The organism is Pseudomonas sp. RIT-To-2, from assembly GCF_029623465.1.
Taxonomy (GTDB): domain Bacteria; phylum Pseudomonadota; class Gammaproteobacteria; order Pseudomonadales; family Pseudomonadaceae; genus Aquipseudomonas; species Aquipseudomonas silvicola.
The window spans coordinates 49,227-69,792 of record NZ_JAPYKM010000015.1 but is presented as its reverse complement, the minus strand read 5'-3'; the positions used below and the strand labels follow the sequence as shown (position 1 = coordinate 69,792).

20 protein-coding genes and 1 pseudogene are annotated in these 20,566 nt (G+C 55.0%); 7 read left to right on the top strand and 14 right to left on the bottom strand.

The genetic code is table 11. The features are described 5' to 3' along the window. Window positions 1–27: 27 nt before the first annotated feature. The 3 genes from QBK88_RS15460 to QBK88_RS15450 are packed head-to-tail and all read right to left on the bottom strand — an operon-like array spanning window position 28 to window position 1,783. Entirely contained in the window at window positions 28–615 is a 588-nt protein-coding gene (locus QBK88_RS15460; protein WP_277962701.1) for a YceI family protein, read from the bottom strand. Between the two features lie 47 nt (window positions 616–662). Continuing rightward, complete coding sequence (locus tag QBK88_RS15455; RefSeq protein WP_277962700.1) at window positions 663–1,220, bottom strand: YceI family protein; 558 nt, start codon at window positions 1,218–1,220, stop codon at window positions 663–665. A gap of 14 nt (window positions 1,221–1,234) precedes the next feature. Further along, window positions 1,235–1,783, bottom strand: a complete 549-nt coding sequence (locus tag QBK88_RS15450; protein ID WP_277962699.1) for a cytochrome b — start codon at window positions 1,781–1,783, stop codon at window positions 1,235–1,237. A gap of 111 nt (window positions 1,784–1,894) precedes the next feature. On the opposite strand from QBK88_RS15450, the gene QBK88_RS15445 reads away from it, so the two are divergent. Beyond that, window positions 1,895–2,797 carry a LysR family transcriptional regulator gene (locus QBK88_RS15445; protein WP_277962698.1) on the top strand — a complete coding sequence of 301 codons (903 nt, stop codon included), beginning with the start codon at window positions 1,895–1,897 and terminating at the stop codon, window positions 2,795–2,797. 61 nt (window positions 2,798–2,858) lie between these two features. Here QBK88_RS15445 and QBK88_RS15440 read toward each other — a convergent pair whose 3' ends face one another. Continuing rightward, window positions 2,859–3,239 carry a nuclear transport factor 2 family protein gene (locus QBK88_RS15440; protein WP_277962697.1) on the bottom strand — a complete coding sequence of 127 codons (381 nt, stop codon included), beginning with the start codon at window positions 3,237–3,239 and terminating at the stop codon, window positions 2,859–2,861. Between the two features lie 471 nt (window positions 3,240–3,710). On the opposite strand from QBK88_RS15440, the gene QBK88_RS15435 reads away from it, so the two are divergent. The 3 genes from QBK88_RS15435 (at window position 3,711) to QBK88_RS15425 (ending at window position 8,442) form a co-directional block, all read left to right on the top strand. Then, a complete protein-coding gene (locus QBK88_RS15435; protein ID WP_277962696.1) occupies window positions 3,711–4,151 on the top strand; it encodes a DUF1289 domain-containing protein in 441 nt (146 codons plus the stop codon). Window positions 4,152–4,173: 22 nt separating this feature from the next. Continuing rightward, on the top strand, window positions 4,174–5,388 hold the full coding sequence (locus QBK88_RS15430; protein WP_277962695.1) for a multidrug effflux MFS transporter: 1,215 nt from the start codon (window positions 4,174–4,176) through the stop codon (window positions 5,386–5,388). Between the two features lie 465 nt (window positions 5,389–5,853). Further along, window positions 5,854–8,442 (top strand): hypothetical protein, encoded by a 2,589-nt coding sequence (locus QBK88_RS15425; RefSeq protein WP_277962694.1) that lies wholly within the window; start codon window positions 5,854–5,856, stop codon window positions 8,440–8,442. A 353-nt stretch (window positions 8,443–8,795) separates the two neighbouring features. On the opposite strand, the gene wrbA is transcribed toward QBK88_RS15425, so the two are convergent. The 4 genes from wrbA to QBK88_RS15405 all read right to left on the bottom strand — a co-directional run bounded on the left by wrbA (window position 8,796) and on the right by QBK88_RS15405 (window position 12,038). Beyond that, the gene (wrbA, locus tag QBK88_RS15420; RefSeq protein WP_277962775.1) at window positions 8,796–9,398 is read right to left on the bottom strand and encodes an NAD(P)H:quinone oxidoreductase; all 603 of its coding nucleotides are present in this window, start codon (window positions 9,396–9,398) and stop codon (window positions 8,796–8,798) included. Between the two features lie 143 nt (window positions 9,399–9,541). After that, window positions 9,542–10,240: a pirin family protein gene (locus QBK88_RS15415; RefSeq protein WP_277962693.1), complete on the bottom strand. Its 699-nt coding sequence runs from the start codon at window positions 10,238–10,240 to the stop codon at window positions 9,542–9,544. Between the two features lie 298 nt (window positions 10,241–10,538). Continuing rightward, window positions 10,539–11,288: a helix-turn-helix domain-containing protein gene (locus QBK88_RS15410; RefSeq protein WP_277962692.1), complete on the bottom strand. Its 750-nt coding sequence runs from the start codon at window positions 11,286–11,288 to the stop codon at window positions 10,539–10,541. Between the two features lie 129 nt (window positions 11,289–11,417). After that, the gene (locus tag QBK88_RS15405) at window positions 11,418–12,038 is read right to left on the bottom strand and encodes a YbhB/YbcL family Raf kinase inhibitor-like protein (protein WP_277962691.1); all 621 of its coding nucleotides are present in this window, start codon (window positions 12,036–12,038) and stop codon (window positions 11,418–11,420) included. A 281-nt stretch (window positions 12,039–12,319) separates the two neighbouring features. Between QBK88_RS15405 and QBK88_RS15400 the strand changes: the two genes are divergently transcribed. Both QBK88_RS15400 and QBK88_RS15395 read left to right on the top strand, forming a co-directional pair. Then, a complete protein-coding gene (locus QBK88_RS15400; RefSeq protein WP_277962690.1) occupies window positions 12,320–13,090 on the top strand; it encodes a pirin family protein in 771 nt (256 codons plus the stop codon). A gap of 133 nt (window positions 13,091–13,223) precedes the next feature. After that, a complete protein-coding gene (locus QBK88_RS15395) occupies window positions 13,224–14,525 on the top strand; it encodes an OprD family porin (protein ID WP_277962689.1) in 1,302 nt (433 codons plus the stop codon). 146 nt (window positions 14,526–14,671) lie between these two features. On the opposite strand, the pseudogene QBK88_RS15390 reads toward QBK88_RS15395, so the two are convergent. From QBK88_RS15390 to QBK88_RS15365, 6 genes and pseudogenes are all read right to left on the bottom strand, one after another. Beyond that, window positions 14,672–15,130 (bottom strand): annotated as a pseudogene (locus QBK88_RS15390) (MFS transporter); the annotation flags it as partial. Between the two features lie 7 nt (window positions 15,131–15,137). Further along, a complete protein-coding gene (locus tag QBK88_RS15385; RefSeq protein WP_277962688.1) occupies window positions 15,138–15,566 on the bottom strand; it encodes a DoxX family protein in 429 nt (142 codons plus the stop codon). 71 nt (window positions 15,567–15,637) lie between these two features. Continuing rightward, window positions 15,638–16,102, bottom strand: coding sequence for a nuclear transport factor 2 family protein (locus QBK88_RS15380; RefSeq protein WP_277962687.1), 465 nt, complete (start codon window positions 16,100–16,102; stop codon window positions 15,638–15,640). A gap of 82 nt (window positions 16,103–16,184) precedes the next feature. Next, window positions 16,185–18,023 (bottom strand): amidohydrolase, encoded by a 1,839-nt coding sequence (locus tag QBK88_RS15375; protein ID WP_277962774.1) that lies wholly within the window; start codon window positions 18,021–18,023, stop codon window positions 16,185–16,187. 149 nt (window positions 18,024–18,172) lie between these two features. Continuing rightward, window positions 18,173–18,754, bottom strand: a complete 582-nt coding sequence (locus tag QBK88_RS15370) for an antibiotic biosynthesis monooxygenase (RefSeq protein WP_277962686.1) — start codon at window positions 18,752–18,754, stop codon at window positions 18,173–18,175. A 150-nt stretch (window positions 18,755–18,904) separates the two neighbouring features. Continuing rightward, window positions 18,905–19,558 (bottom strand): hydrolase, encoded by a 654-nt coding sequence (locus QBK88_RS15365; RefSeq protein WP_277962685.1) that lies wholly within the window; start codon window positions 19,556–19,558, stop codon window positions 18,905–18,907. 366 nt (window positions 19,559–19,924) lie between these two features. Between QBK88_RS15365 and QBK88_RS15360 the strand changes: the two genes are divergently transcribed. Then, window positions 19,925–20,524, top strand: coding sequence for a helix-turn-helix domain-containing protein (locus tag QBK88_RS15360; RefSeq protein WP_277962684.1), 600 nt, complete (start codon window positions 19,925–19,927; stop codon window positions 20,522–20,524). Window positions 20,525–20,566: the final 42 nt, after the last annotated feature.

Sequence of the window (20,566 nt, the reverse complement as noted above, 5' to 3'; positions counted from 1 at the left end):
GAGTACGCGAAAGCATCGAAAAATGCCTTACTTGGCAACCGCTTCCAGGGAAACGGTGATGGTGACGTCATCGCCAACGTATGGGACGTATTTGCTGGCGCCGAAGTCGCTACGCTTGATGACCACTTCAGCGTCAGCACCGATAGCGTCTTTCTTCAGCATTGGGTGCTGCATAGCGACGTAGTGGGTGATCTTCAGGGTCACTGGCTTGGTCACGCCTTTGATGGTCAGCTGACCATCGATCGAAATCGGGGTGTCACCTTTGAAGTGAACCTTGTCACCCTTGAAGGTGGCAGTTGGGAATTTAGCGGTATCGAGGAAGTCAGGGCCCTGGATGTGGCCGTTGAATACTTCAAAACCAGTGTCGACCGAAGTGGTGTCGATGGTGATGTCGACCTTAGCGGTCTTGGCAGCGTTATCAACGATGACAGTACCGGTGGTTTTGTTGAACTTGCTCAGCTGAGTCGACATGCCGAAGTGGCTGTACGAGAAGCGCTCGAAGGTGTGCGAGTTGTCGATGACGAAGGTTTCCGGAGCGGCCATGGCGGAGGTCGCGGAAACGGTAGCGGCACCGGCGATCAGCAGAGCGGCGGTCAGTTTGGTCAGGGCTTTCATGTAGGTAACTCCTCGGATGCTATAAGAAAATCAGGGTTGGCTGATGTTTACTTGGTGGTTGCAGTAATGCGTACTTTGATGTTGATCTCGTTAGCAACGACGTCGAAAGACGACCATTCACCTTCGCCGATCGAGTAATCGCCGCGCTTGAGCACGAAGGTGCCCTCAAAGACACCGGTGTTGCCTTGCTCGGTGAACGTGGCAGGAGCCACTACGTCTTTGCTGATGCCTTTGATGCTCAGCTTGCCGGCGACGTCGTATTTGTTACCGCCCTTGGGCGTCAAGCTGGTCAGCTCGAAATGGCCTTTCGGGAACGACGCAGTGTTGAACCAGGACTTGCCAACAACTTCGTCATCATTCTCCGGCGAGCCGGTATCCACGCTGGCCAGGTCAATGTCCAGCGATGCCTTGGCGCTTTCCGGGTGAGCCGGGTCGAAGCTCACTTGACCGGACATTTTCTTGAAATGGCCGTCCATGGAGACGCCCATTTGCTGATAGGTAAACGCTACGTTGCTTTTGTCAGCTTGGAGTTCAGTGTATTCGGCAGCGAAAGCCGAACTGGTGCCCGCTGTCAGCAGGGCGATTGCAAGGGCAAGCGATTTCATGGTGTTGTTCTCTCTCAATGACGGGTAGTCAGGCGTGGAAGCATCCGAGTCAGGATGTCGTCGCGATCAATAAAGTGGTGTTTCAGTGCTGCAGCAACGTGGCCCAGCAAAACAACAATCAGGGTGATATTCAGAGCGAGGTGGACGTTCAACAGCAGGTCACCCAGCGCTTTGTCGCGTCCCACCAGATTCGGCAGTGGTAAAACGCCAAACCAAACGGTTTGGAACCCTTTTGCCGAACTCATCACCCAACCAGACAGCGGGATTGCGAACATCAGTACGTAGAGCACGAAGTGTCCTACGTGGGCGGCCAGTCGATGCGCCGATGGCATGCTTTCAGGCAATGCCGGTGCTGCATGTCCGGAGCGCCACAACAGGCGAATAACTGCCAACAGGAACGTTGTCACACCTGCCCATTTGTGCCAGGAGTAGTACTTCAACTTGGCTGGCGAAATAGGGAGGCTATGCATGTAGAAGCCCAGGCCAAGCAGCCCAAAAATCAGGATTGCGATTGTCCAGTGCAGCGTTTTTGCGGTTTTAGTGTATTGGCGGCTCACGGTCATCGTTCCCTGTGGTACGAGTCATTACATCTGTCGATGGGGTGCACTTTAACGATTTACATTGATGCGAAAAAGTAGACAATATAGAAATGTCTGTTCACCAAAAGGTCAACAATGAATCGCATCGATGCAATGAACATGTTTGTGAGGGTGGCCGAACTGGGCAGTTTCTCGGCGGCAGCGAATCAGCTGGGCGTTGCTCGCTCGATGGTGACCCGTCAGATCGCCTCGCTTGAAACCTACCTGGGGGTCAAGCTGATGGTGCGCACAACTCGGCACGTGTCCCTGACGTCTGCAGGACATGTGTACCTTGAGAAATGTCGAGAGATCCTGGGATTGCTTGAAGAAGCAGAATCCGGTCTGATGGCCGAGCGCAGCACCCCGCGGGGGCGCTTGAGAATCAGCCTGCCGCTGAGTTTTGGATTGCGGCGATTGGTTCCGGTCTTGAATGACTTCTGTCACCTCTATCCCGAAATCAAATTGGCTCTGGATTTCAGCGATCGCACGTTGAACCTTGCCGAGGAAGGCATTGACCTTTCGATACGGATCACGAACCTGCTAGATCCCGGTGCGATCGTACGCAAGCTGGGCGAATGCCGATTAATCACCGCGGCATCGCCCGCCTACCTTGAGGAGCATGGAACCCCTGAGCACCCGGGCGAGCTCATTCGTCATGCTTGTCTTGGATATTCGCCACAGGTGAACAACCGGCCATGGACGTACTCAGTCAACGGCGAGGGGGAATCGTTCTACCCGCCTTTCCGATTGCAAGCGAACAATGGCGATGCGCTTGCTCATGCCGCAATCAATGGACTTGGAATCACAGTGCAGCCTGACTTTATCCTGGAGGACTACATCGAATCGGGCCAGCTGCAGGTCATTCTTGAGGGGTTCGAGCCGACTCCACTAGGTATCTATTCCGTGCTGCCGAGTACTCGCTACATGCCACAACGGGTGCGCGTGTTGATTGAGTACTTGTCCAAGCGCCTGGGCGAGGCAAGCTCCGCGCCGAAGTAAAGTAAGGGGATGCTTCCCAGTTTTAGGAAGGCCGGCGCCTGCATCGCCGGAAAAATTGGCATTATTTGAAGGGGGTGGGCTGGTATGCGCTGAGCTTCCAGTGCCCAAACTCCCTGACCCATACGGCCAGGCACTTGTTCTTCAGCGCTTTGCCGACACCACCTGAGGTGATGCTGCCATTCATCTCACCGAACACAAGGGCAACGTCACCCACGATCCGGATTTCATCAATCGGATGCTCCAGCTCGTGGTAGACGTAGTAACCGTCACGGCACTTGGTCAGATAACTGTCTAACGTGTCTACGACTCCATTGGAGTGGGTGTAGACCAAGTCCGGGTGAGCCATGGCGGCGAATTTGTCGAAATCCCCCTCGAGAATGGCGTCGTAACGCTCGTTTTCCAAGTTGCGAATCAATTGCTCAATGATTTGGTCGTGGCTCATGGTTATGTCATCTTTAGTGAGTCGAACGAAGCACATCGTACCGGCATGGCGAACGCAAGCCGTCCCTTCGACGCGCATCCTTGCGTAAGTTGAATAAAGCGAGGCACTACAGCGCGTGACGTTGCACGCCAGGTAGATCAAAGATCCCGCCTCGAAGAATTGTCGTGGATGACAATTGATCGCAATTATCCGACTCGGCTTTCACTGTGGAGTAGTCAAAAAATGCGGTCGGTAGCATCTGATAATTCGATAGATCCTGCAGGAGCGTAGGCGGTTAACCTGCCAGCGCACGGGTACTCCACTGCTTGACTTCAAAAAATCGATTTAACAGATATTTTTTACCAATTTTTCTGATTTAATATTGATTGATCCGATTGTTTATCATGATAGGCGTTTCCCACGGTGTCGCAGCCCGTGGAGCGAGGAAACCGCCAGACGGCAGCACGCTGCGCCCTCTACTGAGATTCACCCATGCGAAACCTAGTAATCAACACGCCTTGCATTGGGCGCTGTTCGACCGTCTATGGCGACCGAGTGTGTCGAGGCTGCAACCGCTATCACGACGAAATCGTTGAGTGGAACAGTTACAACAAGTCTCAACAAGAAGCCATCTGGGCGCGCCTTGAACGCGTCGTCAACGAGGTCATGGCGGCGAAGGTTGTCATCGTTGATGCTGATTTGCTCAAGCAACAACTTGAAGCCCGCAAGATCAGGTTCATGCCTTGTCATTCGCACTATTGCTGGGCCTACAGACTGATCGGCGTTGGCGCCAAGTCGATCAAACATATCGAGGCCTATGGTATTTCGCTGCTACCTCCATACGAGGGCCTGCCCTTGCTGGACGTTCGGGACGCAATCGACGAAGAAATCTACGAGCGATCAGAAATGCTGCTCGCCCAATGCTTGCACTAATTCCCGCCTACAGGCCCTCATCATGACAGCCAATCACGCTCCATGGCGTTACATACTCCTTTTGGGGGCCTGCACAGCCCTGCCCCCTTTATCCATCGATATGGCCCTTCCTGCCATAAGTCAGGTCGGTCAGGCGCTGGAGAGCACTTCCTCGGCGGCCGCTCAATCCATTAGCTTGTTCATCCTGGGATTTGTATTGGGCCCACTTCTTTTTGGCCCTATGTCCGACCGGATCGGGCGGCGCCCAATTCTGTTTAGTGGCCTTGCCCTCTTCACCCTGGCGGGCCTGGTCTGTGCATTCTCCCCATCGATGCCCGTACTACTCGTCAGCCGACTGGTGCAGGGAGCCGCTGCAGGTGCGGCTGCTGCCATGCCAATTGCGATTGTGCGCGATGCATTTTCTGGCAAAGAGGGACGTTCGCTACAAAGCACGCTTGTAGCCATCAACAACGTCGCCCCACTGCTCGCTCCCCTGATCGGCGCAGGAATCCTGGCCCTCAGTGATTGGCGGGCGATTTACGGTGCGCTAGGGCTGGCAGGTATCATCCTGTTGGGCAGTGCAAAACTGTCGCTGAAGGAGTCTCACCCGATTGAGGCGCGTCGCCATCAACCGTTGGTATCGACCTACCGCCAAGTCTTGCGCAACAAGCGTTTCGTAATATCCGCGCTCATCTTGGCTCTGAATTTTGCCGGGATGTTTGCGTACATCACCGCCTCCCCCCTGGTCTTCATGGAAGGTCTCGGCATGAGCAGCAAAGGGTTTGCTGTGCTATTTGCGGTAACGGCCTTGGGCACACTGCTGGGCTCTTGGCTTAACAATCGTCTGGTTCACGCTGGCTGGAGTGAAGTCCGGGTCATCGGATTAAGCCTTCTGGTGAGTCTGGGCTGCAGCGTAGGTTTGGTACTTTTCTCGTCGCTGGTACAGGCGCCGCTTGTAGGCTTGGCCAGCCTGGTCGTCTTGAGCAACATTTGCACCGGACTGGTGATGCCCAACACCACTCACACCTCCCTGGAAGACCTGGGGCATATTGCCGGCTCGGGGGCGGCATTGCTTCGTGCCATCCAAATGGCCGGTGGAGCTCTCTCAAGCTTCCTGGTTGGACACTTTTATGACGGCCACTCGGCTCACGCGATGACGGGAATGATGCTTGGATGTTCTGGGTTGGCGCTGTTGGTTTTTGCCGTCGGGTTCCGCTCTCTTACCCATCACGGTCTTCAACCTCACCAGTCGCATTGACCTTGAGCTGCTCCTGAGGGAATCAGCAACTGCAAATCCTAAGGGGCCTTTTGGCCCCTTTTTCATTCTTGATCCCGGCGCAGCGCCGCAGTGATCTCATCAAGCTCCTGCCATGGTTGGCAACGAAGCTCCGCTCTTGGGCACCCCGATGCATGCACAAAGTCACTACCCCGATCTGTCTCCACCTGCTCTGCCCTGCAGATCCGGCACATCACCGTCCCCTGAAAAACTCTCCAACCACGGTTCCACGTTAGCAATCGGTCAGTAGACGTCATGACAAACCCTCGGTCTAGCATCCAATTGATTGCTCTCTAAATAGCCTTTCGGCTCGCTGCACGGAGCGATGCTTGGCGGCCTAAACCCGATCACTCAACTAAGCTCCTTCGCTACTGATGCTAGGAGCAGGCTTTACCGCGCTTCTGCCTCCTTTCCCAGAACATATGATGTGACAACGGAGAGAGTCGCATGCCTCAAATCATTGAAGAGCTGACGGGGCTTGCAAGAACACGACCTATTCGGATCGCCTACTTGGTGGAGCCAGGCGAACACGCCGACCTCATGCTCGATGGGATATTCGCCGACTGCTACGCACGCTGGGGCGGGCGCTTCAGCCTAATCATTCCCTGCGCCGACGGTGCGGTTATGGCTGATTATTGGCCTTGGCTAGAGTCATATGACCCTGATGTTGTCTACTCGTACGTTGAGCTAAGCGACACGTCAGTCCTCGATCTTCATGAGCGCGTGGCGCCAGCTAATTACCTGCTTCATCGGCTTCGAGACGCTCAAAATATCGGTTTGAGATCATTTAGACCGACCTATCCATTTTCTGCATTGTCTGCGATGTCGACGATTTTTCGACTAGGACGTCATAGTCCCTCGACAGGGGGCGCCAGGCTAAAAGTTATCGATACCTGGCGCATTGGCGATCCTTGTCGCTTCGTTGGGGATAATTTTGGCACCTACCACGCGAGCGCTGTTACAGCGATGTACCCCAACGATGCAAGATCCATCGCCAGCTTGCTAACAATTGTTTCCGATGAGGACTTTGAAAGGAAAGACTACGCGGTGCCGCGGGACATCGAACGCATCCCTTCCGGCATGGCGGCTTTGAGGGAGTGTTCCAATCGTCGAGCGACAACCATGAGCATCCTGTCGGCCATCTACGCGCCTCGCTTTGAAGTCCGCGACCAGAGGTGGAGCACAGGTTTCAACCTGGTGCTGGGTGACTCCTTTGAAGACCGGCTGATGTTCTGGAATGCCCGCCTTTTGACACCTAGTTGGCTCGATGCTGACCTTTGCTGCTTCAGGATAACCCTGGATATGTTGTCAGACGCGGATGCCTTGAGCCATCTCGTGCACCTGTTGAATACCCACAACCATGTTACTGATGGAAATGGTGGGCAGGCCAACCTCTATGTACGGTCAGCGTCTCACTCTCAGGACGAACTCAATCAGGTTGTTGCATTGCTTCGCGGCGCCAAGGTGTGGAGTGCAACAGGTCGTACCGAGGTCGTCCCAGGCGGGCATGTCATCCCGCATTACCAGTCACTGAAGCAAGCTCAAGACCTGACCCAGGCCGCAGAGGGCCTATTCAAAGCGAAACAGGGCAAAGAGTTCAGATGGGTGCCGCCAACAGCGCGGCCGCCGGCACTCCAGCCTGAGCACCTGGACGATGCACCGAGTGCGCAGCTATTCACGCTAGGACTCTGGGCATTGGATTTAAGCTTGGAATACAGCCGGGACTCACTTCGATTCGGTGATACCGGCAGGTGGATGCTACCCAAGCGTTGGCGCGTTTCGCAGGCGTTTGGGCCGACCTATTCAAAACGCTACTTGGGTCAGGTTGGCTTATCCCCGCGCACATCCCGTCATGGCGATCTGAGCGCATTTGCCGGCCGAGACCAAGTGCTTGAGTCGGTGTCGGTACCGACAATCGATCACGCCATCAGTCAAACGTTCTGCATGGGCTTCGGCTATCGCTCTCGTAAACCCAATGATCCACCCTCTCCCAGCCCGAAATTTGCCTGGATGAGACCCTCCAACGAATCGCCTCATTTGACTGGCGTGCTCGGAATGACTGGAGGTCTTGAGGGCGCGGAGAGCCTGCTTCTGCATTCCTTCCTGCAAAACATTTTTGCAAGCCTAGGCGGTGCCCCGAATCTCGCCGATGCGGATATTCAAGGGACAGCCAACTGGTTGGTTAAGCACGCGAGAGGGCACCCGATATTTGATCTACAAGCCGAAAACGAAAGTGGGGCCCTCGCGGAGTTGATCGTCAAAGCAGCCAAATCCATCAAGACACCCAAGATGCACCTGTCACTTGAACAGCTACAGAAGAACTGGAAATCCTATCGGGATGAGTACTGGTCGAGGAACGCTGAGCAGCTTCGGCATTTAACCGAGCAGGAGCGCGGTGAAGAGGATAAACGCGAGCAGCATGCGATTAATGAGACTCTAGCCATGATGCGGCAGCACCGGATGTTGTTCCAAGGCACTGCTTGGACGTGCCGAAGCTGTCAGCACCGTAACTGGACGGACTTTCAGGCGTTAACAGGCATCCTCAGCTGTGAGGTCTGCCAAGCGAATACAGAGCTGCCGGTGGACATCCCCTGGCACTTTCGCCCCAACGAGTTTCTCATTGAAAGTCTCAGGTCGCGGAGCGTGCTGTCAGTGATCTGGGTGCTTTCTGCGCTGCGGAGAAGGGCTCGGTCATCCTTCATGTACGTTGGCCCCAGCTGTTTTGGAGCGCGATTGGATGAAGTCAATCCTGCTCATGAAGCAGACTTGCTCGCCATCGTTGATGGCAGCGCCATCCTCTGTGAGGTGAAATCGTCGTGGCGCAGCTTGAGGGAAGTGGATATTCAGAAACTGGTGGCACTAGCGCTGATTGTACGGCCTGACCAAGCGATACTTGCCGTCATGCAGGACGGCGGTGCGTTCAGGGAGCAACTCCAGGAAGCTAAACGATCCCTACACGCTGCGGGGATTGCCTTTGAGCTCCTGACGCCGCAGGTGCACCCGTTGCGTGATGAGCCATTTGCTCTGGGAAGTTGAGCAATCACACTGGCGAAAGGAAACGCCCACGTGAGTGGGCGTCTCTCTGGAGCATCGTTGGCCAAGCTCCAGCGCATACTCGAGGTACTTGCAGTGGTATAGCTACTGTCCACAGCTTCGACTTTCGTGAATCAAAGCATTCCAGTGCACGGCGGGCCGGTAAGCCCGCGGCACTGTTGAGTATCGGCTCTTGTGAAGCCTATGCGTCGCTTGGAGTGGGCCGACGTTACAGGATTGCCCTATGAGCACCGACGCTATTGAACGAACCCAGTAGCGCTCGTACTTCCGGCCGTGTCGGAGACATTCATCAAGTAGACACGACAAGTAGACACGACCTATTACTGCATCAAGCCTTAGGCATTCGCGAGTTTGGCTGCGAACTTGGCAACATATTCGCCTTGATGACGAGCGATCTCCAGTTCCCGTGAGTCAGGCTGGCGCGAGCCGTCGCCACCAGCGATGGTCGAAGCACCATAAGGAGTACCGCCACCGACTTGAGACACATCGAACAGCGCTGGAGTGCTGTAGCCCAGCGGCACGATGATCATGCCGTGGTGAGCCAGGGTCGTCCAAGTGGACGCAATAGTCATTTCCTGGCCACCACCGGTACCGGTGGAGGTGAACACGCTGGCGACTTTGCCTACCAGGGCGCCTTTTGCCCACAGACCACCCGTCTGATCCAGGAAGTTGCGCATCTGGCCCGACATGTTGCCGAAGCGAGTTGGGGTGCCGAAGATGATGGCGTCGTAGTTACCCAGCTCGTCCGGGCTCGCAACCGCGGCTTGCTGGTCGACTTTGCCGTGAGCGGCTTTGAAGGCTTCCGGATCCATAGTTTCCGGTACACGCTTGATGGTGACCTCTACGCCCGGCACTTTACGTGCTCCTTCGGCGACTTGATGGGCCATGGTCTCGATATGACCGTACATGGAATGATAAAGCACCAGTACCTTTGCCATCTTTACTTCCTCTTTGTGTGGAGCGTGGGAATCACTGCCAACAACCTTGGCTAATAAATCGCTGAGCCAACCCATGTTGGAACCTCTGTCATTGAAACGGACTTGTGTTACCTGATGTTGAACCTACGCGTGAAATTCCTGCCTCAGGCGACGTCCACCATCACGATTTCGCTCTGCTCGAAGGCCTTGAAATCCAGCAAGGTCTCGTCTTTAACGGCCGCGCCATCTCCTGCGTTCAGGGTCTTCCCGTTCACCTGAATACTACCCCGCGCAACCACCAGGTAGGCTTTACGGCGGTTTTCGATCACGTAGCTGGTACCCTGCCCCTCTTCCAACGTTGCCGCCACAAGGCGAGCCTTGCAGCGAATTGGCAACGCCTCTTCGTCCCCTTCCAGCCCGCTGGCCAGAGTCACGAAACGCCCGGCGGAAGCGCCGCTGGGAAACGGACGGGTGCCCCAGGAGGGCGGCAAGCCAGTGTGATCAGGTTGAATCCAAATCTGGAAGATTTTGGTAACGCCAGGTTCGTGGTTGTATTCGCTGTGCGCGATACCGGTACCAGCGCTCATGACCTGAACGTCGCCGGCGACGGTGCGCCCCTTGTTACCCAGATTGTCCTGATGGGTGATCGCTCCCTGGCGGACGTAGGTGATAATTTCCATGTCGTTATGAGGGTGTGGAGCAAAGCCCGACTGCGGTGCGATCGTGTCGTCGTTCCAGACGCGCAGACGACCCCAGTTCATTCGATCTGGATCGTAATAACCTGCGAAAGAAAAGTGGTGTTTCGCGTTCAGCCAACCGTGGTGAGCGCCGCCAAGTTCTTTAAATGGGCGCAGCTCGATCATGTCTGTTCTCCAGGTTGAGTTAGGAATCTCCAGACATCATCCATTCAACAAAGCACCGTAAAAAGCGCAAATTACTACGCATAGCCACCGACTTTTTAGATAGTTGACTCTGCGATCAGCAGTTCATTGCGCATTCCATCAACAATCAAGTTGGCTCGAACGCGGGGTGTGCTACAAGCAGCGGCGCAGAGCCTTTCAGCGTTGGGAAGATTGGACAGAACAGCGCTCACCCGCAGGTTGCGGGCACCAGTCGCTGCGTGTAGCGGAGGGGGTTAAACAGGAGCGCGGACGACCGTGCTTAACGAACACTACCTGGCGAGCATCCAAAGCGGTCTTTGAATCGTGCCGAGAACCGCGAGACAGCATTGTAGCCACAGGCATCGGAGATCTGTGTGACACTGAATGTGGTGGTCTGGAGCAGCAGCATGGCATGGTGCATGCGAATTTCTCTGAGCATGCCAGAGAAGTTAAGCCCCTCCTCCGCCAGTCGCCGGCGAAACGAAGCCTCACTTAACGCCAAGGCGCGACTGGCTTCGACGGCTGTCCATCGTTTGTCTGGCGCACTGGAAATAAGCTCCTTGAGGCGATCCCCAATGGCCGTAACCGAAGGCCGCGCGAACACCACGCCCCTTGCTTCCATGGCTAGAAGCACACCCAACAGTCGATTGTGCAGCTGCCGATCGCCCACCTGGTCAGTTTCAATGGCTCGAATGCAGTAATCCAGGGTTTGGGAGAAGTCGGGGTCGATGGTGATTTCAGAGCAGCCCTCATCTAGTTCGCCTTTGGAAGGAACCTGATAGTGCTGATAGAAATCAGAGATCAATTCGGGGGCGAACGTGAGGAAAATCGAGCGAAACTGGTTCAAGGCACCACCCGGCGTCTTCACCAGATTGGCAGTTGCGCTCTTGGGGACGGCTAGTGCCGCGATCGAATCCGCAAGGGAAAAACTGTCGACGTCCCCTTCAAACTCAAGCTCCCCTGACACCACTAACAACAGGGTGGCATCCAGGAAACGGAAGTTTTTGGAGGACTGCTCGCGGGTGAGCACGGGCCGCGCGAGCCCGCACAGCTTGGGGCGAGCAATAGGTGCTTGCTTAGCATGTGACGTACTGTTCACATCTCTCCCCAAGAGGTGCAGGTCGTTGGAAAGGCGTCCGAGGACGCCTTGGCGGCCGAACTATACAGCCGGGTTCAGTGTGTAGCTACCGGTGTAGGAAGTTTTAGCCAACACATGACCTTCCAGAGCCTTGAGGACATTCGGGCCTGTGAGATCGCCTTCGACCTTCAGCGCTGCAACGTCCAGTGCGTACAGGGTGAAGATGTAGCGGTGGGCGATTTCGTCGTTCCATGGTGGGCAAGGGCCGTCGTAACCGAAGTAGGTACCGCTCATGTCTGGATCGCTGGCAAACCAGTCAGTGTAGTTGTTGATGCCTTGGCGCAGGCCCTGCACAGGCTCCCCCGATTTCCCACGGGCGGTGATGCCCGCGCTGAAGGCCCCAGCTTGAATTTCGTGCTGAGTGGCGGGCAAATCCAGCAAAATCCAGTGGAAGAAATCTACGCGTGGCAAATCCTTGGAAACGGTTTTACCTTCCTGGTTAACATCGTCACCACGGCTTGGGACGTCTGGATCGTGGCAGATCAACGCGAAGGACTGAGTACCCGCTGGAGCATCCGACCATGCAAAATGGGGATTGCGGTTAGTCGACAATGCGATGTGCTGAGCCGGATCAATGACGGCAAATGCGAACTCACCAGGGATGACAGCCTGATCTGCGAAACTTTGACTCACTAATTTCATCACGTAGCCTCAAAATCTGAACAGCGGTTGAGAGCGGCCTGAACGTGTCAGAACCGATGAGCAAAATTCTAGCGGCTGAGTGTTTACCCATAGGCCCCGCTCCGATCAGAAAGCTCACAGTTTCGATCAAACATCATCATTAGGTGTGCGCCATCTCCAGTCGCAGGTGATGTCCGGTAGAAACCATCGAGGCGCTCGATTCTTTTCGTCAGCTTTTATCGTTTTTATGCGTTGAACAACCGCTCTAAGCTAGCGACCTTCATTAATCCTGGCAGCAAACCATGTTAGAGATTCGCAAGGCCGGTGAACGAGGCAGCACCCGATTGCCTTGGCTTAAGTCACGCCATACCTTCTCGTTCGGCACCTATAAAGACCCTCAGGAGATGGGCTTTTCTGACTTGCGTGTGATCAACGATGACTGGGTGGTATCTGGTAAAGGGTTTGGTCAGCACGGACATCGCGATGTCGAAATCCTTACTTACGTGCTGCAAGGTACCCTCGCCCATCGCGACACGCTTAACAACAGCGCGAAAATGAAGGCAGGAGACTTCCAACTCATCAGCGCAGGCTCTGGCATCGAGCACAGCGAGTTCAACGGATCGACTACGCAACCCGTCCATTTTTTGCAGATCTGGCTGACGCCACATTCGTCGCGCACCAAACCAACCTACCAGCAGAAACATTTCCCCATTGTTCAGCGGCGCGGGAAGCTGCAGTTGGTCGCTTCAAAAAGCGGGCAAGATGGCTCGCTGAAGATACTCCAGGACGCCAAAATCTACGCCGGGGATTTCGGCCCGGCGGATTCCTTTAGCTTCCCCGTAACAGGACGCAGGCACGTATACGTTCATGTTGTCGCTGGCAAACTCAAGGTGAATGGAGAAAACGTGGCGGAAGGTGACGGTGTAAGGCTGAGCGACGTCCAGGCCGTGGAATTTACCCGCGCCGTGGATGCGCAGGTGCTCGTCTTTGACATGCGAGCCAACAATGGCAAATCTGCAAAAAATCAGTCGTTGGGCATCTGCTCCACTCGTGCCTGCGCAAGACGAAAGTAACCTGGATACCGGCCAGAGAGATCCTGAAGGTTATTGGGGCACGCTTTGTCCGAAGTACGGGAGAAAGGCACAAATGTACCTGCATAGCTAATGGCCTTGAGGAATGCTAGGGGTCTTCATTGGGAGGTACACCATGAGGAACCCTGGCCTGTGTGTCTGCTTGCTATGCGCTGGAACCTTGGCTGTCGCTGACCTGGCAGAGGCGGAAGATTCTGAGGTATCGGAAGGAGCGACGCTCAGTGTCTTGGCGCGGAATTTCTTTCTGTACAACGACAATCGTGCCTCTAACGCTGCGAAAAACTATCAGAAAGAATGGGCACAAGGTTTCATCACCACATTCGAGTCCGGGTTTACCCCAGGCACGGTAGGCTTTGGGGTTGATGCCCACGGCTTTCTGGGGATCAAGCTGGACAGCGGGAAAGGTCACTCCGGCACAGGGCTCCTACCGCAGGGCAGCGACGGCGCAGCACCTGACGATTTCAGTGATGCCGGCGGTGTCATTAAGGCGCGGCTGTTCAAAACCAAATTAAAATTCGGCGAGATGGAAGTTGAAACACCTGTATTCGACACTGCCGACAAGCGCCTTCAGCCCGAGTACGCGACCGGCTGGCTGCTTGAAAGCGATGATGTACCAAACGTTCACCTGGTCGCGGGACGCTTCACAGCGTTCAAGAACCAGGACTCATCTTCCTCCAAGGGCGACTTCCTCGGGTACGGCTTTAGCACCGATGTAGGCGCCATCAGCCTCGCTGGGGTCGACGTAACCTCCAACCCTAACGTTGGAGGCAGGTTTTACGCATCGCAGCTCACAGACACCTGGAGGCAATACTACGCCAACCTGTACGCTCAACGATGGGATACATTGGTAGACTTCAACCTCTATCGAACTGTCGACTACGGCCGGGCCGTCGCTGGTGTCATTAACAACACGGCGTACAGTGTATCGGCGAAACACACGATTGGAGCCCAAGCGTTCACCCTGGCCGCTCAACAGATCCACGGTGACACCCCTTTTGATTTTGTTGGGGGCGATTCAATCTACCTGGCCAACTCGATCAAGTTTGCCGACTTCAACGGTGCTCATGAGCGCTCCTACCAAGCTAGATACGACCTGAATTTCGCATCGTTGGGAGCACCCGGCCTCAAGTTTATGTCCCGCTACGTGACGGGGCGGAATATCGATGGCACGCGCGCACCGCTGGGGGGAGCATATTTCCCGTTCGATACCGATGCCCAAGCATTTGTCCCCCAGCAAGGTGACGGCGGCAAGCACTGGGAGCGCGATATCGATTTGAGCTATACGATTCAAACCGGCCCAGCGAAAGACCTGCTCCTGCATTTCACCCACGTCTCCCATCGTGGCAACGACGCCCAGGGTGGCCCGGACATCGACCGGATTTACTTTGTGATGGAATACAGCCTTAAAATACTTTGATAATCCGCAAGCGTCGGAAATGCGCTTCAGCCGTCGAGCAAATGCCGAATAGTAGGCGGCTTTCCGTCAATCTGATATTGCCTGGCTGCTGCTTCAATCTTGAGCTCTGCTCGCGTCACCCGGTTGTGGTGGCGCAAGTGGTCGCCGCTGAGTGAGATCGCCGCCGGAAAGTCGGTGGCAGGCACCAATTCAGGTGTGAGTGCCGACCAGGCAGGTGAGGTCAGAGCACTTCCAATTCCCATCAGGAACGTCATGATCAACAGCAATGACGCATCTACCCATCCGCCGCAGGTCAGAATGGCAAGAGCCAGCGCAACCGCTGCCATGCCAGTTTGCACGGTGAGCAAAAAACGGCGCTTATCAACGATATCTGCCAGAGCACCGGCAGGAAGCGCCAGAACAAATAACGGCGCCACACTGACCACTTGAACGAGCGAAACGATCAGGGAGCTCGTGGTAAGGGACGTCATCAGCCAGCTGGCACCCACCTCGTGAATCCAGGTGCTAATGTTCGAAGTGATGCTGGCGAGCCACAGCCATTTGAACATCCGATGTTTGAGAGGCCCCCATGCTGACTCTACCGGCTGCGCATTCACAACGCTCATAAGGTGCCTATAGGGTATCGAGTACAGGCCACCGGTTGGCGGCAAGGTGAGCAATCCCGAATCGCCCTGCCCCACCTATCAAGATGGTGGAAAAAATGATCAGCAGCAGCCAGGCAAATTGCCCCTGTTCCAAACTCCATTCGGGATGCACGTAGAGAACCGAAACGGCCAGCAAGAACAGCACCGGCAAGGTAGCAAGGCGAGTAAAGAGCCCCAGGATGATTCCGATGGGACAAATCACTTCGGCGAAGATGGCCAGTGACAACGTCAGCTGAGCCCCCATCTCGAACGGATCCTCGATGACCTGCAGCTCGTGATCAAAATGCACAAGCTTGGGAAGCCCGTGCACGGCGATCAGCAACACCGCGCCACAAACACGCATCCACAACATAGCAAGATCGGGGGCATACGCCGACATGCGTTCAACGGGATTCATCGTGGATCACCTCTAGTGATTAGATCCAGCCAACAAAGCTGCTACTCGCACGCTCTGAATGGTCAAGCGCCCTACGTTGTTTTCGATAACCAAGGATATCGACTCGTATCCCCTCCCCCATAATCGGGGTCGAGGTAGATGAAGCAACGGTTGATTTTCCAGTCACGAACCTCGAAGACATCACACCAATAGCCTGCGCCCCAATCCGGGCTTCCAGCGCACCATGAACCCTCAACGTGCTCGCCGTGACTGGTACCTTCGCAAACGACGACATCGGTGCCCGAAAACACCCAGTTGAAATGCGCGTAATCGTGTGTGATCGACAACAGTCGGGCACCCAGTTCATTGAACATCTCACCGATCTGCGCCCGACCAGTTGCAATCCCCCATTTGGGAAAATACACCTGCGCATCCTCGGCAAACAGATCAAGGATGCTACCGCCATCAGGCGTGACACCACCGTTATCGAATGCCCTGAAATACTCAAGGATGACCGATTTTCGCTGCTCATCCGTCATGGTGAGTTTGCTGATCATGGCTCGCCTCCATGTACCTGGTCGATGAATGTTCGGGGATGATCCACAAGCCCTTTAAAGAGGCCTGTGGATCGTCGCGGCCTTAGAACGCAAAGCACGAACAGCCGAATGCCCCCCAGAAACCTTGGAAGTCACTGATAGGCACTGATGAACTGCGAGCTCGTTCATGGCTATGGGCGTGGACAGCGCAAGCACCCTTACACTGATGGGCCTGCGCCACTGCAGCGGCAACAGGCTTCCAGTGCCCAGGCACCTTGGCCACCGGTGACCAGTCAGGCAAGACGGGAATAGCTTTGGGAGCCAGCGTATCGAACTCTTCAGCGCCATAGACAATCTTGCCGTCCACCACGGTGAGAACAGACTCAATCCACTTGATCGCATCTTCGTTGACGCTGAAGTAGTCAGCACTCAATGCTGTGAGGTCTGCGAGCTGGCCCACCTTGATCATCCCCTTTTTCCCTTGCTCGGAAGAGAACCAGGCACTGCCATGGGTGTAAAGCTCAAGAGCCGTATCTCGGCTCAATCCTTCCGGGTAGAGCCCCAAGCCCCCTACCGTCTTGCCACTGACCAGCCAATACAAGGATGTCCACGGGTTGTAGCTTGAAACACGGGTAGCATCCGAACCCGCACCCACAGGCACGCCCTCGGAAAGCATGCGCTTGATGGGCGGCGTCTGCTCTGCCGCCTTGTTGCCATACCGATCTACAAAGTACTCACCTTGGAATGCCATGCGATCCTGGATCGCGATACCGCCGTCAAGCGCTTTCACCCGTGCGATGTTTTCAGGTGTGATTGTCTCCGCGTGGTCGAAAAACCACACCAAGCCATTGAAGGGTATATCGCGATTCACCTTCTCGAAGACGTTCAACATCCGCGTGATGGACTCGTTATACGTCGCGTGCAAACGGAACGGCCAGCGATGCTCAACCAGATGGCGCACGACGGGCTCAAGCTCTTCCTCCATCGTTTTGGGAAGGTCAGGTCGAGGTTCCAGGAAGTCTTCAAAATCGGCGGCTGAGAACACCAGCATTTCCCCTGCGCCGTTATGGCGGAAGAAATCACTGCCATCGCCCGGCTTCACGAGGTTCGTCCAGTTCTGGAAGTCCGCGAGCTCCTGCTTTGGTTTTTGCGTAAACAGGTTGTAGGCGATCCTGACCGTCAATTCGTTTTTGGCGGCAAGGTCACTGATCACCTTGTAGTCGTCTGGATAATTCTGGAAACCGCCGCCGGCATCAATGGCGCTGGTGATACCCAGACGGTTGAGCTCACGCATAAAGTGGCGCGTGGAGTTCACCTGGTACTCCAAGGGAAGCGTTGGGCCCTTGGCAAGGGTCGAGTAGAGGATCATCGCGTTCGGACGGGCTATGAGCATCCCGGTGGGCTCGCCATTGGCGTCCCTTTGAATTTCTCCACCTGGGGGGTTGGGTGTGTCCTTGGTGTAGCCCACGACCTTCAATGCAGCACGATTGAGCAGTGCACGATCATAGAGGTGGAGCACAAAGACTGGGGTATCAGGAGCCGCTTTGTTCAAGTCGTCCAGAGTCGGCATGCGTCGTTCGGCGAACTGGAACTCAGTCCATCCGCCCACCACCCTCACCCACTGCGGAGCAGGGGTGCGGTCGGCTTGAGCCTTCAGCATCCCCAAGGCGTCAGACAGGGACGGGATGCCCTCCCAGCGCAGCTCCAGGTTGTAGTTCAACCCGCCGCGGATTAGATGTAAGTGCGAGTCGTTGAGTCCCGGAATAACCGTGCGCCGCTTCAAATCTACCACACGGGTAGTGGCTCCCTTCACTGCCATGGCCTCAGAGTCAGAGCCCACCACTAGAAACTTCCCGTCCCTGATAGCCACAGCGCTCGCTGTCGGGCGCTCGCGGTCTACAGTGTGAAACTTTCCGTTTACCAGGATGAAATCGGCGTTCATTTTGCCTCCTGAAATACTCGATGAAGAGGAAGAGCCTGCACCTGCTGAGGCAGAAAATGGCAATGCGCACCACAAGGCACCAACTGCTCCAATTACCGAGGTATCAGCAACAAAGCGCCTGCGACCGCTGTCCATCGACTCATCTTTTTTCATGGTTTCTTCTCGGTTGGCCGGGCGTTTAACCAAGGCTCAAACAAGCGGGTAACGCGCGGCATGAAGAGGTAGACCACTGACAACACGATAGTCACGGTGACCGCAACCGTACTCATTATGTAACCCTGCAACCAGGGTACCCGGGTAAAGACGGGCTGCCAGATCAGAGGAACCAGCAAGGTATGGGGAAGGATCACAATGAAGGTCACACAGGCCTGCTTCCACCGTGGTGGTGGCGACTGCCCCATAGTTGGGTTGAACCAAAACTCGCGATCCTGATTAACCTCGGTATGGTCACCATCGGCGAGCATGTCCTGGACTTTCGCTATCTGTTGGCGGCGATCATTGGACTCGAGCCATTTCTGCAGCTTCTCGGTACAGGAAAATCGAAGCACTGAGGTGTAAAGCGGCAAGCCTCCACATTCGCTGGGCGACACATCAATGCCTAGATGCCCCTCATAGGTTTTGGCAGTTTGGATCGTCGCCCGCAGCCACTGCTCGTATGCCTTGAGCGAACCTTCTTTGATCCGGTGACGAACCACCAGTGTGGCGACTTCATTTGCACTGCCATTGCTCATCGCGTGCTCCCCCTGATTGCCTCCAGTCAGGCTTGCGTTCGGCAAAAGAATGCCGCTAGTCGATCAAAATCGATTAGCGCCCCTCAATTCTTGAGGCTGCGGGGCTGTGTCCACAGCGCCCTGAGCCCATCAGCCCAGGGCGCACGCATATCAGTGCCCTTCAGAGGCGTTAAACATCGTTTTGGCGTAGATGAGGCCCAAACCGTATGCCCCACCATGTGCCACCGACGTTTTCACCGTCTCGTTGTAGGTATCTGTACGAGCCCAGTCGCGTTGTAGTTCCAGCAGATATTGCAGAGCGGTCATGGGGCGCGCACCGGCTTGCACCATCCGTTCAATCGCCCTTTCGTGAGCCTCGTCCGATACATCTCCGCAGGCATCGCAAATCACGTAGACCTCAAAGCCCTGGTCGAGCGCCGACAAGGTTGGGCCGACGATGCATACAGATGTCCAGAGGCCTGCGAACACCAGACGATCCCGGCCAATCCGGTTGACCTCCACTTCGATGTTCTTGTCTTCCCAGGTGTTCATGCTGGTGCGATCGATGAGCTTCTGCCCTTCGAAGACCGAGGTAATCTCCTCAAACATTGGGCCGGAAAAACTCTTCTCAGCCACGGTGGTCAGGATGGCTGGGACTTTGAACTCCTTTGCGGCCTTGGAGATAAGTGCGGCGTTGTTGCGCAGCGTAACGGCATCGATGGACTTGGTAGCGAAGGCCATCTGCGATTGGAAGTCGATCAGCACCAGTGCGTGATTGCTGGGGTCAAGCAGGCCTTTACCGGGTGCGGCTTTTGCGGTTGCCATGGCGATTCTCCAGGTTCGGGTGTGAGAGCCAAGATTGTCGGACTCCATGACAAAAAAATCAGGTACATCTGTGCGAATTTAGAACGTTTGTGATCACAAAGGCGCAGAGTATTTAGAGCAATACTAGATACCAATTGCCCCTTCATGAGCCAAACGCTACAAGGATCCAACCTTACATTTCCATAGCACACACGTACAAGACAGGAAAACGTCTTCGAACTAGCAAACTCCGCAATAGTCTCATTAATTCATGACCTCGACGAATGGCACAGTGAGTAGTTGATCTCTCAGATTTTTCGGCCAGAATCAGTTCTACTCAGTGCGTATCAGCGTTCCTACAAACGTCCTGCGATCGAGTACCTGCAAATGCCTGCTAACTTGGTACCGCTACTGCCCTCATCACGACTTTTCTTCACCCTCCTACAGCCGCTCGAAGGAAGCACACAATTTGAAATAATTCATAATGGGATCCTACATGATGTGTTCCCTAAGAAATTTCCCGACCTAGCTGGAGACTCCGTCAAGCAGATTACTTCTAGCAGGGAGAATGGCCCATCACGTACAGAAGAAGAGTTTGCGAAAAAATCTTCTCAACCTAAATTTAGGGGGCTTGCTCCATGGCAAGAGCGAAGAGCAAAAGAGCTGATTGCGGCAAACCTAATTAGCGGCATTACCGTCGAGGCTATAGCCGGCGAATGCTCATACTCAAGATGCCATTTCAGCCGAGCATTCAAGATTTCAACCGGTATCACCCCTCATCAGTACCTGCTAAACCTTAAAATCGAAAAAGCCAAACATCTACTTTGTGAGCAAAGCGCGAGAATCATTGATATCTCCAGCGAGTGCGGATTTTCCGACAGCTCCCACTTCACTAGGGTGTTCAGCAAACTAGTCGGATACACGCCCTCTTACTGGCGTCGAATCAATAACGGCTTTAACGATACGATAGCGAAGCCTGGTGACTAGTCAAAACTAAAAAAAGCGCCTCTCGGCGCTTTTTTGTTCCTG

What these genes read in the sequence shown, in the direction of transcription:
- QBK88_RS15415 (WP_277962693.1), bottom strand. Translation starts at nt 10,240, where the DNA reads ATGATCGAGCTGCGCCCATTTAAAGAACTTGGCGGCGCTCACCACGGT.
- QBK88_RS15360 (WP_277962684.1), top strand. Translation starts at nt 19,925, where the DNA reads ATGCCTGCTAACTTGGTACCGCTACTGCCCTCATCACGACTTTTCTTC.
- QBK88_RS15395 (WP_277962689.1), top strand. Translation starts at nt 13,224, where the DNA reads ATGAGGAACCCTGGCCTGTGTGTCTGCTTGCTATGCGCTGGAACCTTG.
- QBK88_RS15460 (WP_277962701.1), bottom strand. Translation starts at nt 615, where the DNA reads ATGAAAGCCCTGACCAAACTGACCGCCGCTCTGCTGATCGCCGGTGCC.
- QBK88_RS15380 (WP_277962687.1), bottom strand. Translation starts at nt 16,102, where the DNA reads ATGATCAGCAAACTCACCATGACGGATGAGCAGCGAAAATCGGTCATC.
- QBK88_RS15400 (WP_277962690.1), top strand. Translation starts at nt 12,320, where the DNA reads ATGTTAGAGATTCGCAAGGCCGGTGAACGAGGCAGCACCCGATTGCCT.
- QBK88_RS15370 (WP_277962686.1), bottom strand. Translation starts at nt 18,754, where the DNA reads ATGAGCAATGGCAGTGCAAATGAAGTCGCCACACTGGTGGTTCGTCAC.
- QBK88_RS15425 (WP_277962694.1), top strand. Translation starts at nt 5,854, where the DNA reads ATGCCTCAAATCATTGAAGAGCTGACGGGGCTTGCAAGAACACGACCT.
- QBK88_RS15450 (WP_277962699.1), bottom strand. Translation starts at nt 1,783, where the DNA reads ATGACCGTGAGCCGCCAATACACTAAAACCGCAAAAACGCTGCACTGG.
- QBK88_RS15375 (WP_277962774.1), bottom strand. Translation starts at nt 18,023, where the DNA reads ATGAACGCCGATTTCATCCTGGTAAACGGAAAGTTTCACACTGTAGAC.
- QBK88_RS15440 (WP_277962697.1), bottom strand. Translation starts at nt 3,239, where the DNA reads ATGAGCCACGACCAAATCATTGAGCAATTGATTCGCAACTTGGAAAAC.
- QBK88_RS15405 (WP_277962691.1), bottom strand. Translation starts at nt 12,038, where the DNA reads ATGAAATTAGTGAGTCAAAGTTTCGCAGATCAGGCTGTCATCCCTGGT.
- QBK88_RS15435 (WP_277962696.1), top strand. Translation starts at nt 3,711, where the DNA reads ATGCGAAACCTAGTAATCAACACGCCTTGCATTGGGCGCTGTTCGACC.
- QBK88_RS15430 (WP_277962695.1), top strand. Translation starts at nt 4,174, where the DNA reads ATGACAGCCAATCACGCTCCATGGCGTTACATACTCCTTTTGGGGGCC.
- QBK88_RS15455 (WP_277962700.1), bottom strand. Translation starts at nt 1,220, where the DNA reads ATGAAATCGCTTGCCCTTGCAATCGCCCTGCTGACAGCGGGCACCAGT.
- QBK88_RS15365 (WP_277962685.1), bottom strand. Translation starts at nt 19,558, where the DNA reads ATGGCAACCGCAAAAGCCGCACCCGGTAAAGGCCTGCTTGACCCCAGC.
- QBK88_RS15385 (WP_277962688.1), bottom strand. Translation starts at nt 15,566, where the DNA reads ATGAATCCCGTTGAACGCATGTCGGCGTATGCCCCCGATCTTGCTATG.
- QBK88_RS15445 (WP_277962698.1), top strand. Translation starts at nt 1,895, where the DNA reads ATGAATCGCATCGATGCAATGAACATGTTTGTGAGGGTGGCCGAACTG.
- wrbA (WP_277962775.1), bottom strand. Translation starts at nt 9,398, where the DNA reads ATGGCAAAGGTACTGGTGCTTTATCATTCCATGTACGGTCATATCGAG.